The sequence below is a fragment of the Brachybacterium sp. J144 genome, assembly GCF_036321705.1.
Lineage (GTDB): Bacteria > Actinomycetota > Actinomycetes > Actinomycetales > Dermabacteraceae > Brachybacterium.
Genome location: NZ_JAZDCG010000014.1, coordinates 17,883 through 30,784, shown reverse-complemented (window position 1 = coordinate 30,784; position 12,902 = coordinate 17,883). Strand labels below are relative to the sequence as shown.

Annotated in this window: 8 protein-coding genes; 4 read left to right on the top strand and 4 right to left on the bottom strand. The window is 70.4% G+C overall.

Annotated features, from left to right (window positions below; all coding sequences use genetic code 11):
• Positions 1–19: 19 nt before the first annotated feature.
• From V1260_RS06265 to V1260_RS06250, 4 genes are all read left to right on the top strand, one after another.
• A complete protein-coding gene (locus V1260_RS06265) occupies positions 20–2,842 on the top strand; it encodes a hypothetical protein (protein ID WP_329745948.1) in 2,823 nt (940 codons plus the stop codon).
• On the top strand, positions 2,839–3,396 hold the full coding sequence (locus tag V1260_RS06260; RefSeq protein WP_329745947.1) for a hypothetical protein: 558 nt from the start codon (positions 2,839–2,841) through the stop codon (positions 3,394–3,396). Before V1260_RS06265 ends, V1260_RS06260 begins: the two co-directional genes overlap by 4 nt.
• Positions 3,397–3,505: 109 nt before the next feature.
• Entirely contained in the window at positions 3,506–4,573 is a 1,068-nt protein-coding gene (gene trxB / locus V1260_RS06255; RefSeq protein WP_329745946.1) for a thioredoxin-disulfide reductase, read from the top strand.
• A 247-nt stretch (positions 4,574–4,820) separates the two neighbouring features.
• Positions 4,821–5,159, top strand: coding sequence for a hypothetical protein (locus tag V1260_RS06250; protein ID WP_329745945.1), 339 nt, complete (start codon positions 4,821–4,823; stop codon positions 5,157–5,159).
• A 3,591-nt stretch (positions 5,160–8,750) separates the two neighbouring features.
• Here the strand turns inward: V1260_RS06250 and V1260_RS06245 are convergent.
• The 4 genes from V1260_RS06245 to V1260_RS06230 all read right to left on the bottom strand — a co-directional run bounded on the left by V1260_RS06245 (position 8,751) and on the right by V1260_RS06230 (position 12,856).
• Complete coding sequence (locus tag V1260_RS06245) at positions 8,751–10,493, bottom strand: ParB/RepB/Spo0J family partition protein (protein WP_329745944.1); 1,743 nt, start codon at positions 10,491–10,493, stop codon at positions 8,751–8,753.
• An 83-nt stretch (positions 10,494–10,576) separates the two neighbouring features.
• The gene (locus V1260_RS06240; RefSeq protein WP_329746048.1) at positions 10,577–11,458 is read right to left on the bottom strand and encodes a ParA family protein; all 882 of its coding nucleotides are present in this window, start codon (positions 11,456–11,458) and stop codon (positions 10,577–10,579) included.
• Between the two features lie 34 nt (positions 11,459–11,492).
• The gene (rsmG, locus tag V1260_RS06235; RefSeq protein ID WP_329745943.1) at positions 11,493–12,158 is read right to left on the bottom strand and encodes a 16S rRNA (guanine(527)-N(7))-methyltransferase RsmG; all 666 of its coding nucleotides are present in this window, start codon (positions 12,156–12,158) and stop codon (positions 11,493–11,495) included.
• An 8-nt stretch (positions 12,159–12,166) separates the two neighbouring features.
• Positions 12,167–12,856 carry a Jag family protein gene (locus tag V1260_RS06230; protein ID WP_329745942.1) on the bottom strand — a complete coding sequence of 230 codons (690 nt, stop codon included), beginning with the start codon at positions 12,854–12,856 and terminating at the stop codon, positions 12,167–12,169.
• Positions 12,857–12,902 lie beyond the last annotated feature (46 nt).

Below are 12,902 nucleotides of genomic sequence, written 5' to 3'. Positions count from 1 at the left end.
ACGAGGAGAAGGACGGTCCGTGAACTCGAATTCGAACCAGGACGCGCTCGCGGCGCGCTGGACGCTGGAGGGGACGATCCCTCTGCGCGGCGTCGCCGACGGGGCGTCATGGCATCGCGCCCGCACGGTCGCCACCGGCGAGGGCGTGACGCTCTTCGTCGTGCGCGGAGCCGCAGCCCTCGAAGCGGCCGACGCGGTCCGCCGCGCCTATCTCGTCGAGGACCCGCACCTGATGCCGGTTCGCGAGATCGTGGTGCTGGACGACCCGCGCGAGGCGGGGACCGCGACCGGGGCGGACGAGCCGATCACGGTCGTCGAGTACCCGCTGCCGTCCGCACCGCCGCTCGCCGCTCTGCTGAGCGGCGGACCGCTGCATCCGGAGACCGCCCGCTCGATCATCGGCGAGGCGGCGACGGGGCTCGAGGTCGCGCGGCGTCGGGGTGTCCGCCACCAGTTCCTGGATTCCAACCGCCTGTTCGTGGACACCGCCGCGGGGACCGTGACGGTGCTCGGCATCGGGGTGGAGGCCGCCGCCCACGAGGGGCTGGACCGCTCGCGCGAGATCGCCTCCTTCCAGGACACGGCCGCGCTGGTGGCTCTGCTGTACCGGGCGCTGACCGGGAAGGCGCCGCAGCACGGGGCCGACGGGGACGTCCCCCGGCCGTCGACCCTCGTGGACACCGAGATCCCGCAGGACCTCGACCTGCTGTGCGATCTGGTGCTGAACGAGTCCGGGGACGAGATCCCCGAGACCACCCGCTCGCTGATCGCGGCCCTCGAGCCGTGGCAGTCGATCCCGGTGACGCTCGAGGCCTACCCGAGCGCCGCCGCGCCGGCCCCGAGGCCGGAGCCCGCGACCGCCCCGGTGCCCGTCGCGGCGGAGCCGGAGGCCGTTCCCGACGACGCGGCGACCGTCGTACGCCCCGCCCCGTCCGCCGATGCCGCTGAGGCCACCCCGCCCGCCGGAGCCGCGGAGCCGGCGCCCACGTCGCCGAGCCCCGAGGCCGACGGGCCGGATCCCGCCGCCGGAGCCATCGCGGTCGGTGCCGCGGGCGCCGTGGCCGGGGGCGCCGCCCTCGCCGCGACCTCGATCGACGACGACGTGGACGAGGACACCGTGGTGCGCCCCGCCGCCGCACCGTCCGAGGCGTCGCACGACGCCGTGGATGAAGACACCATCGCGCGACCGGCCTCCACCCGCGCGAACGCGCCCGTCGACGACAGCCTCGACGAGGACACAATCGCCCGTCCCACCGTCGGCGCGGCCGTGCCCTTCGGCGCCGCGGGTGCCGTCGCCCCGCCGCCCGCCGCGCCCGCCCCGCCCGTCGCCCCTGCGCCGTCGGCCGACTCGTCGGCGGCCGCACCCGGAGCCGGCGCCGCCGAGGGTCCCGCGGCCGACGCCCCCCGCAGCGCCCCCTCGGCGTCCGCCGAAACCGCCTCCCGAGCCCGCGGGCTGGTCCAGGAGCTGCACCTCGACCGCAAGCGGGACGGTAGCGCCTTCCCCGGTCATCTCGAGATCGCCCGCCCCCAGCCGGTGGTCCCCGCCGACGACACCGCGGATCCCGCGCAGGCGACGGATCCCGCGCAGGCGACGGATGCCGCGCAGGCGATCCCGACCGGTGCCGCCGGCGCCGCGGGGATCGCCGCCGCGGGAGCCGCGGGGATGGCTGCCGCCGGTGCGGCCGTCGGCCCCGATGCGGTGCCCGGACGGAGCTCGGATCTCCCCGCCCGCACCTCGGGCACGCACTGGCCCGGGGCCACCGGATCCCGAGATGCGGGATCCGGTTCCCCGACAGCCGCGGCGACCGCTTCACCCCTCGCGCCTCTCGCCCCGTCGGCCGCGGGAGCAGCACCCGTCGCGCCGGCCGCGGCCGATCAGGGCCTCGAGACCGCCGCGCTGCCGCCGACCGCGATGACCGCGGCCGATCCGCACGAGGCATCCGACGTCCCGCACGCGGTGCCCGCCGCGGACGCCACGGCGCCGCAGGCCGCCACGGAGGACTCCGGGCCCACCCCGCCCGAGGGGCCGATCGTGATCCGCGGCCGCGAGCGGTCGCCGCTCGACGAGCCGGTCGAGACGACCGTGCCGATGAGCCGCAGCTCGCTCCTTCGCGACGTCGTCGCCGTGGCCGTCGACCAGGACGGCGGGGACTCCTACGTCTACGGCGATTACCCGGCCGAGCAGCGCTCGCGGCAGGCGCAGTGGATCATCATCGGCGCGATCCTGCTGGTCATCGTCGCGATGGTGGTCGCGCTGACCTCGGTGACGGCGGGACTGCGCGACCGCATGGCGAACCCGCTGAACACCTCCCCGGTCGCCTCGGAGACCGCAGCGCCCGAGGAGACCGACGAGGCGCCCGTCGAACCGACGGCGGAGGACACGGCCGAGCCGACGCTCCCCGCACCCCAGCTCGCCGGGGTCGAGCTGTTCGAGGTCGGCCACGACGGCGATCCCGACAACGCCGATCAGCGAGACCGGATCACCGACGGGGACCCGGGCACGTACTGGTCCACCCAGCACTACGCGAGCCCCGACTACGGTGGGCTCAAGGAGGGCGTCGGCCTCTACGTCGACCTCGCCGAGCCGTCGCGTCTGACCGCCGTCACCGTCACCACCGCGCGGAACACCGGCGGCGTCATCGAACTGCGGGCCGTGAACGACGACGGCACCCTCGGCGACGTCCTCGCGACGGGGGCCCTCGCCGGCGACGGACAGGTGCGCCTCCAGCCCGATGAGCCGATCGACGTGCAGCGCGTCGCGATCTGGCTGCCCGAGCTGCCGCCGGACAGCAACGAGTCCGGTCGCTTCCGCGCCCGCATCGCGGAGATCGCCGTCGAATGACCCCGCGCCCGACGCATCGCACGACCCGGCGCCGCAGCGGCGAGGGTCTGCAGCGCTCCATGGTGCTGGACATCCCCCTGCCGATGGTGATCGTCGCGCTCGTCGCAACCGCCGCGCTCGGCCTCCAGCTCGCGGTCGCCCTCGAGCAGTCGACCTCCGGTGGTGGGGGCTCGGTCACATCCGTGGACGCCTCGGGCGCGTCCGGGATGAACTCGGCGGGTCTTCCCGTTGTCACGGAGACGGGCATCGGCCCGGAGGTGCAGCGCCTGATCGACAGCGGCGTGATGCAGCCGTCCACGAGCTTCGACGCGGGGCTGTGCCTCACCGAGCAGGGGATCGGCGATTCGATCCTGATCATCGAGGAGGTGGCATGGAGCGCCGACGGGACCCGCGCCTGGCTCCTGGTCCACGGCCCCGTGGACCGCGAGACGCTGCGCGCCAACGGGGGCACCGTCTCGGCGACCGTCGTCCTGCCCAGCTGTGGGACGCAGGACGGCGCCGACCCCTCGACCACCCGTCTGTGGACCGGGGATGTCATGATCGGCTCGCTCTGAGCTACCGCCCGCGCCGCACCCCACCGTCCCCGCCCCGCCCTTCAGCCCGTCCCGCACCCCGTCCGGCCCCGTCCCGGACCGCACCGACCTCCACGGAAGGACTCCTCCCATGACCCAGCCGATCCAGGCCCTCAACATCCTCGGCACCTCCGCGACGCCCGCGCCGACCGCCACCCCTGCCGCGAACCCGGCGGAGGGACGCGTGCACGAGGTCGTCATCGTCGGCTCGGGCCCCGCGGGCTACACCGCCGCGATCTACACCGCGCGCGCGGAGATGAAGCCGATCGTCATCGCCGGGGCGCTCGATGCCGGCGGGGCCCTGATGACCACCACCGACGTGGAGAACTTCCCCGGCTTCCCCGCCGGGATCCAGGGCCCCGAACTGATGGCCGCGATGCAGGAGCAGGCCGAGCGCTTCGGCGCCGAGATCGTGTACGACGACGCCGTCGATCTGCAGCTCGAGGGCGACGTCAAGACCATCACGCTCGACGACGGCACCGTGTACCGCGCCCGCACCGTCATCCTCTCGACCGGTTCCGCGTACAAGGAGCTGGGTGTGAGCGGCGAGAAGGAACTCTCCGGCAAGGGTGTCTCCTGGTGTGCGACCTGCGACGGGTTCTTCTTCAAGGACCAGGACATCGTCGTGGTCGGCGGCGGTGACTCCGCGGTCGAGGAAGCCACCTTCCTCACCCGTTTCGGGAAGACCGTCACGCTCGTCCACCGCCGCGGCGAGCTGCGCGCCTCCAAGATCATGGCCCGCCGCGCCGAGGCCGATCCGAAGCTGTCCTTCGCGTGGAACAGCGAGATCGTGTCGATCAACGGCACCGACAAGGTCGAGTCCGTGACCCTGCGCGACACCGAGACCGGGGTCGAGCGCGAGCTCGCCACCGGCGCCGTCTTCGAGGCGATCGGCCACCTGCCGCGCACGGACCTGCTGCGCGGCAAGCTCGAGCTGGATGACCAGGGCTACATCGTCTGCCAGGGGCGCTCCACCTACACCTCCGTACCCGGAGTGTTCGCGGCGGGCGACGTCGTGGACCACACCTACCGTCAGGCGATCACCGCCGCCGGCAGCGGCTGCCAGGCGGCACTGGACGCCGAGCGCTGGCTCGCCGATCAGGACGCCGCCGCGAGCACGAGCAACGCTCCTGCCGCCGCCGAGGGCGTCGTCGCCTGACCTCCCTGGTCGTGTGCACAGCAGGCGTGAGCAGGGGCGGCGCGTGACGGCTCCCCGCCCGCTGCAGTCCGAGGGTCCCGGCGACGAGATCGTGTCGTCGGGACCCTCGGGTGCCGAGCGTGCCGTGGTGCTCGTGTGGGCGCCGTGGGCGGCCCCGTCCCGTCCGGCTCCGACCGTCCTGCGGGAGCTCGCTCGCCGCTGGGGTCCGACGGTCACGACGCTGGTCCTCGAGGACCCCGCTCCAGAGGTGCTCGATCTCCTCGGGGTCGAGCTGATGCCGACCTGGCTCGCGCTGGTCCCTGCTGATGCCCCGGGGGAGGGCACCGGACGCAAGAGGGCCGACGAGATCGCGCCGGTCTCCGGAGACGAGGCTCCTGACCAAACCACCAAAGAGGCCGACGGTCATGCCGCACCAGCCATGACGGAATCCACGATCCGCGATCTGAGCGGAACAGGCGTCGACGGCGGAACGGCAGGCCTGCCCGGGATCTGGAGGATCGTTCGGCGCAGAGCCGGCGCTCTGCCGAAGCATTTCATCGACGAAGAGTTCGGTCCGAGCGCGGTCCGCGGGCAACGCGCGGACTGAACGAGTATCGGCCGACGGGCTCGACTGTCCTCGAGAACGGTCGACGGCGCTCGGGGTACGAGTCGGTGCTCGACGGAACTCGAGGGCTCTCCGCGGCGGTCACTCGGAGTCCTGTCAAGCTGTCTGCAACCGCCCGGTGTGACGTGCAGAGATGAGTTGTCCCCAGCGTCCTCCACATCGTTATCCACACCCTTGAACAGCTCTCTCCACATAGTTATCCACAGTCAGATGTGGACAACTGCCCTTGTCAGATGAGACGCCTCTGAGTGACACATATGGCCCTGACCTGCAGGTTCACTCTCATGGCGGGCGCTCAGTGCCGAGCCCCTTCCTGTCATGCTGGAAAAATGTGGGCACGATCCCGCTCGGCACGCATGCGATGTCCACAACGTTACGCACACTGTGCATAACGCGACGCGACCGCCACCGCGGGCTGCGTCGCAACGCCCGGGTCGGGTCCTTCCGACCTCTTCGACGACGCCACGAGCAGCCTCGGGGACGTCCCTCCTGCTGCGTGTCGCTGGATCTCGTCTTGGCGGCGAACGGCGGCAGGCTCCACGTGACCGGCCATGCCGGTCAGCCGAGATGTCGCGTCGAGCAAGACGGGTTCCACGTGGACCAGCGACCTCGAGAATCTGACTCGAGTGCAGGCCTACTCGGGCCGCTAGGGGGAACGCGCCAGCAGCTGGACACCTGCCGTTCACCGACGATGTGGGCGAGATCGGCGTTCCGCGTGGAACCGCATGACAGAGCAACGTGGCCGCACGATCGTGAGGTGGGAGGGTGCTGTCTGCAGGGAGCTCGCCAGGGTGAGGTGATTGAGTTCTCACGCTGACCTGGCCTGTTGTCCACTCCGTCCGGTAGTCCCGCAGCAGGTCATGTCCCGAACTAGAATCGGAGGAGGACGATGCAGTGTCAGTTGTGAACCTCCCTGCACCTAGCGCTGCGCCTCGGACATTTGGAGTCCAGCCCTCGCCCCTATGAAGCGAGTTTCCCGTGAAACAAAGCCCCCGCTCGCTACACGCGATGCCACCTCGGGTGGAGCTGACGGCCCCCACCGACTACCTTCACGGCTGGTCTAGAGGCGCTCGGCCCTCGACCCATGATTCACGTGAAACACACTCCTCTACCGTCGCGATCGGTCGGGCCTCAGACAGAGTCACCCGACTCCGCTGCGGATAGCTGCCGAGACCACCGCGCCTCCGCGGATGCCACCTCCCCTGGGGGACACCGGTGTTATAGACGATGCCGATGAGGTAGACGATGAGGAACTGCGCGAGGGTAGGCGACTCGCCTCGGCGTCACTTCGTCGTGTTTCCCGTGAAACGGCCCTACTTCTTCTACTCGACTGCGGGAATGGCTCTCCCTTGGCTCCGTCGGCACCGCATCAGGACTCATAGAAGCCAGACGCCGAGTCCACCGCAACTCCGCCTGAAGTATTGCCACGTTTCCCGTGAAACAGGACTGCCCAAGAGCGCATTCATCATGTGTCGCCGCATGCGTTCTGCCCCGTGGCCGCTACGCGTCCGCCTCCCGGGCGAGATCGACCACGGCCAACCACTTTGGCAGCTAGTTCATCAGCGCTCATCCCTCCCACGATCGTCGCAACCCTGCCGCAGATAGGGACGGGACTCCACCTCTGCATTCGAGGCGTGATCGAAGCTCCTTGCACACTGCGCCAGCCCTCGCGACGACGGACGCCACACCGGTCCACCATTTGCATGCGTCGCGGCTTCACGGGAGACCTGGCACTCCCATGGGCGCGGATAGATCGGAACTGAAGACGCTGACCTACGGCAGAGGGGACCACTCATGACGTGCGGTGAAAGCCGCGGAGTCCTCGCCGACACAGCCCTCAGGCGGCGAAGCCCCGGGTTCCACGTGAAACTCCGCCTCCCACGGAGCGGCCGGCCCGAGCGACACCAGCCCGCACCGGCGGACGACCCAGCACATCCACTGAACATGTCCCTTCCACGACCCAGCATTGCGATGGAAGGTTTTGCACGACGGCCGGGAGTCCCCTGCGCCCCAGCCGCTCGACTCAGCGAGCGGCGAACACGTCCACCTGCGTTTCACGGGAAACCTCAGTCTCGTCTTCGCTGTCCAATTTCGCTATCGCTCCGCAAGGGCTTCTGTCACGTAATGGACGTTTCCCGTGAAACGGTGAGTTCGGTTCCCCTGGGATTCCCTGCTACGTCCGCGCACCCATCCATGACACAAGGCGTCGTAGCACACGGCCAACGCGCACGAGCCCGTCTTTCATGCGTCCCGAGAGGAGGCACCGACCGGCCAGAGGCCGAGTGGCCGACAACAGTTTCACGGGAAACGGCTCCTGGAAGTGAGTGGATTCCTCCCCACGCATCCGCTGCGACGTACAGGCACCTCCTGCCACAGCGCTGCCTCAGGAGGAGGAGGAGGAGGGCAAACAACGAAGCGGTCTCCGCGCACCGCTCAGAGCCGCTAACGATCCCCTGCAGCAGAACCCCGGCAAGGGAGGAAACACTTCGAGGAGTATCGCGATGACCTGCAGGTTCTCTGCATTATGCGCACCGCACGACGCCCTAGCTACTCCGACCCACGAGCCCCTCCGGCATCCCTCGCCATAGGAAAGCGCCGGCACCCCCAGAACTGGTTTCCCGTAGAACGCACCATTCGGTGAACCGCCAACGCTCGCCGTTTGGCACCGACACGGGAGAGGCGGCAGACATGGTTGTGCCGACGACAGAACGAGGGCGACCAGCTCGCTGCAGATTGGTGACCCCCGAGCCTTCGAGCCCCAACATCGGTTTCGCGTGAAACGGCCAACGAGAGCATCAGCCAATCTCTGTGTGCCTGCTCCAGGCACGCGTCGTGCCTGACGGCACGAATTCGCCACAACACCGAATGTGCTGACCTGTTTCACGGGGAACGGCGCCGAGCGGCGTGAATAGGGGACCAGAACGACATGTGGTCGATCGCTCACGACACCGTCCATGCACCGTCCGCTGCACCGAGACCGCCGGTGGTCGCGAGCTCGCCAGATAGCGAACACCCACACGCGTCGTCTCAAGAAGATCCCGACACGGACCGTCCACAGTTGTGGATACGTCGGTGGAGAAGCTCTCGTGAAGCGCTTTGACCAGGAAAAAGACCGGGTGATCCACAGTGTGCACAACTCTGTGCACCAGCTGCCCGCGGAGTGCCGGAGAAGCAGGAGGGAGACGAAACAATTCCATGAACTGACACCCGCCGTCGCAGTGTCATATCCTGACGATGACGGTTCCCCCGCCCCCACCGCCGACGAGCTGCAGCGCGGAACCATCGTCCGGGCTAAGTGCTTGGCGATCCGACAGAGTCGGTTCGAGCAGGGAGGACCGATCCTCGACAGGATAAGTGAACGACAGCGCGTCGAGGCCTCACATCCCGAGGACCATCGCACCCTTACGGGCATATCCGGCACCGACACTGGCTGCCGAACGTAGCGCTGCAGTACAGCAGGAGGCTCTGGCGCAGAGGGTCGCTCGGGAACCCACGGAGAGGGCGTCAGTCGCAGGCCGAGCCGCTCTCGTCGCGACCGTCAGCCGCGGGCTGATCCTCTCATGGGGAGGGGGATCAGTCGCCCGCGGCGCCCGTCTCGGGGAGGGGCAGATCCAGTCCCATGGTTTCCACGAGGCGCTCGAGGTCCTCGAGGTTCGTGAACTCGAGGGTGATCTTGCCCTTGCGCTTGCCGACGTCGATGCGCACCTGGGTCTCGAGGCGGTTCGAGAGGCGGCTGGTGAGGTCCACGACGTGCGGGTCGTACGTGCTGCGCCGGATGGTGCGGGTCGCGGTCTGCTCGCCGCCTCGTGCCACGAGGCGCTCCACGGCACGCACCGAGAGACCCTCGGTGACGATGCGCTGGGCGAGCTCCTCCATCAGGGACGTATCGTCGAGCGAGAGGAGGGCGCGGGCGTGCCCGGCGCTCAGGGCGCCGCTAGCCAGCCGTCGCTGCACGAGGGCGGGCAGACGCAGCAGCCGCAGCGTGTTGGTGATCTGCGGGCGGGAGCGTCCGATGCGCTCGCCCAGCTCGTCCTGGGTGCAGCCGAAGTCCTCGAGGAGCTGCTGATAGGCGTTGGCCTCTTCGAGGGGGTTCAGCTGCGAGCGGTGGAGGTTCTCCAGCAGGGCGTCCCGAAGCAGGTCGTCATCGCTGGTCTCCCGGATGATCGCGGGGATCGACGTGAGGCCGGCCAGCCGGGCAGCGCGCCAGCGTCGCTCGCCCATGACCAGCTCGAACGACTCCCCGTCCTCCGTGACCGAGATCGGGCGGACGACAACGGGCTGGAGGACGCCGACCTCGCGCAGCGAGTAGGCCAGCTCGTCGAGCTCGTCGTCATCGAACATGGTGCGCGGGTTGCGCGGGTTCTCCCGGATCTCATGGATCGGGATCTCGGCGAATTCCGCACCGGGGACGCTCACGAGCTCCTGGCGCACAGGCTCTACATCCTGCGGTGCCTCGGACGGCTGCTCCGGCTCGGGTGTCGACCCCTCGGCGAGCGACTCCTCGACCGCCGGCGCCTCTGTCGCTGCGATGGTCTCCGTCTCGGAGTCCGTCGGCTCCTCGGAGGACTGCTCCGCCGACTGCGCGGCCTCGCGGGACGGCTCCTGGGAGTCGCGGGTGGGGGTATACACGACCTCCTCGACGTCGACCACGGGGCTGTCCTCGCCTGTCGCGGCCGGACGCGCCGAGGGCTTCTCCGCAGAAGCCTTCGTGGAGGCTGCGGACCGCGTGGAAGAGCGCTTGGTTCCCGATGCGGAGGGGGTGGACGCCGCCGAATCCTTCTCCGGCTTCTTCTCAGCCGCCTTCGTCGCGGCCGCCTTCTTCGTGCTCCCGCTGCGGGACGTCGGCGATCCGGCCGTCGAGGAGCTCTTCGCGGTCGAGGTACGGCCGGCGGACGACTTCCGCGTGGACGTCTTCTTCGTGGGGGTCTTCGCCGTCGGCGCCTCGGCAGTGGTCGCCGGGGCCGCGGTCTCCGCGCCGCCCTCCCCGTCGGTCGCAGCCTTCGCAGAGGAACCGGACCGAGCACCGGCCCCGCGGGCCGTCGTGCCGCGACCGCGCCGGGCGGCCGCGGCCTTGGCCATCTCGCCCGCGAGGTCCTGGGACCGACCCCGTTCGCGCTGGGGGCGTTCCTCCTCGGAGGTGACCTTCTCACCGGAGAAAAACATGTCCACCGGGCGGGGGGAGCTGGACCGCTCGGGCTCCTCGGTGGCCGGTCGCACACGGGTGCGCAGCTCGCCCTCGGGCGCCGGAACGGGCGTCGATCCCGCACCCGGGATCAGGGCGCCGAGCCCTCGTCCGAGTCCTCGCTTCTGCGTCATGGCCGTGTCCTTCCGGAGGTCGTGTGTTGTCGGGGATGAGCGCCAGGGGCGCGGCGACGGCGCCGGCCCGGTGATGCTCGAGGTCAGGGAACGGGGCGGGTGGTGAGCTCGTGGGCGGCGGCCCGATAGGCCAGGGCACCGCTCGAGCCCGGATCGTAGGTGAGCACCGTCTGTCCGTAGCTCGGAGCCTCGGAGATGCGGACCGAGCGCGGGATCGTCGTCTCGAGCGTCTGCTCGGGGAAGTGGTCGCGCACGTCCTGCGCCACCTGGGCGGCGAGCCGGGTACGGGCGTCGTACATCGTGAGCATGATCGAGGAGACCACGAGATCCGGGTTGAGGTGCTGGCGGATCAGCTCGATGTTGTTCAGGAGCAGGCTGAGCCCCTCGAGGGCGTAGTACTCGGCCTGGATCGGGATAAGCACCTCGCGCGCTGCGACCAGGGCGTTCACCGTCAGCAGGCCGAGCGAGGGCGGGCAGTCGATGAGCACGTAGTCCAGCCGCGGCAACCCCTCCTCCGCCCGGTGGGCGAGGTGGTCCCGGATCGCGTTGCGCAGTCGGTTCTCGCGGGCGACGAGGGAGACCAGCTCGATCTCGGCGCCGGAGAGGTTGATGGTCGCGGGGGCGCAGTGCAGCCGCTCCATGTCCGGCACCGGCTGGACGACGTCGCTGATCGGCGCGGACTCGACCAGCACCTCGTACATGCTGGGCACCTCCGCGTGGTGCTCGATGCCCAGCGCAGTGGAGGTGTTGCCCTGCGGGTCGGCGTCGATGACCAGCACCTCGAGCCCGCCCATGGACAGGGCCGCGGCGAGGTTCACGGTGGTCGAGGTCTTGCCGACCCCGCCCTTCTGGTTCGCGATCGTGATGATGCGGGTCTCCGCGGGTGCGGTGAACTCGAGCCCCTCGAGCTTCCGCCGACGGTCGTGGTCGCGCTTGAGCTCGCGCATCAGCGGGGTGTCGTCCATCGTCCCGCCTCCCGGGGAGGTCCCCTCGCGCTGCTCAGCCACGTGCCTCTCCCTTCTTGGTCGCTTCCACCCGGCGACGCACTTGGACCACTGTAGTGGGAACCTCGACCTCGCCCACCCCGTAGCGATCGATGCGCGGATCGACACCGCCGAGCTTCCGCAGCGTCTTCTGCGCCGCCTCGATCTCCTCGGCCGCCGAGCCGCCCTTCAGCGCTAGCAGGCTCCCGCCGTCGGCCACGAGGGGCAGCGACCAGCGGGCGAGCTTGTCCAGCGCCGCGACGGCACGGGCCGTGACGACCTCGAAGGTGCGCCGCCCGTGCAGCTCCTCGGCCCGGGTGCGCACCACCTCGAGGCCGAGGCCGAGCTCGGCGTCGACCTCCTCGAGCCAGGTGGTGCGCCGCTGCATGGTCTCGATCAGGGTGACCGACAGCTCGGGCCGCGCGATGGCGATGACCACCCCGGGGAGCCCGGCGCCGGAGCCGATGTCGGCGAGGGTGGAGGTCCCCTCCTCGACGGCGTCGGTCAGCAGGGCGCAATTGACCACGTGCCGCTCCCAGAGCCGCTCGACCTCGCGCGGTCCGATGAGACCGCGCTCGGGCCCCTGCTCGGCGAGCAGGTCGGTGTACCGCTCGGCGAGCTCGAGGCGGTCGCCGAACAGCCGCTCGGCCGTCGGGCGCAGCGTGTCGGGGAGGGGCAGCACCGGGGACCTCAGCTCGCCGGGTAGATCACGACGTGACGGTTCTTGCCGTCACCGTCGGACTCGGAGCGGAGGCCCGCGCGCTTGGCGACGTCGTGGACGACCTTCCGCTCGAAGGGATTCATGGCGCGCAGCGGGACCGGGGCACCCGTCTCCTTCGCCTCGGCGATCGCGGTCTCGGCGAGGCCCTCGAGGCCGTCCTTGTGCTCGGCGCGGAAGCCGCCGATGTCGAGCATGAGCCGCGAGCGGCTGCCGGTGCGGGTCTGGACCGCGAGCCGGGCCAGCTCCTGCAGGGCGTCGAGCAGCTCGCCCTTGGGCCGGTTCAGCTCCGCGAGACGGTCGGCGCCGCGGATCTCGACGGAGGCGCGGTCGCCGTCCACGTCGATGTCGATGTCCCCGTCGAGGTCGGCGATGTCCAGCAGCTCCTCGAGGTAGTCGGCGGCGATGTCGCCCTCCTCCTCGAGACGGCGCACGCGCTCCTCCGCGGTCTCCCCGGCGGTGGCGGAGTCGTCGTCGGCCTCCTCCTCGGGATCCGCGTCGGCCGACGGGGCGGAGTCCTCGGAAGTGGTCTCCTCGGGAGCGGACTCCACGGCGGCGGCCTGCTCCACGGTGGCCTGCTCCTCGGTGGCCTGTTCGGCGGCGGTCAGCTCGGTCTCCGCTCCCTCGGGGGCGGCGACGGTCTCGGGGGCGTTCTCGGTCATTCGGGGTCCTCCGGGCGGGTGGGGAGATCTGCGGATCTCCGATCGG

Excerpts from the sequence above, each read along its gene's own strand:
- trxB (WP_329745946.1), top strand. The coding sequence starts at position 3,506 with ATGACCCAGCCGATCCAGGCCCTCAACATCCTCGGCACCTCCGCGACG.
- V1260_RS06260 (WP_329745947.1), top strand. The coding sequence starts at position 2,839 with ATGACCCCGCGCCCGACGCATCGCACGACCCGGCGCCGCAGCGGCGAG.
- V1260_RS06230 (WP_329745942.1), bottom strand. The coding sequence starts at position 12,856 with ATGACCGAGAACGCCCCCGAGACCGTCGCCGCCCCCGAGGGAGCGGAG.
- V1260_RS06245 (WP_329745944.1), bottom strand. The coding sequence starts at position 10,493 with ATGACGCAGAAGCGAGGACTCGGACGAGGGCTCGGCGCCCTGATCCCG.
- V1260_RS06240 (WP_329746048.1), bottom strand. The coding sequence starts at position 11,458 with ATGGACGACACCCCGCTGATGCGCGAGCTCAAGCGCGACCACGACCGT.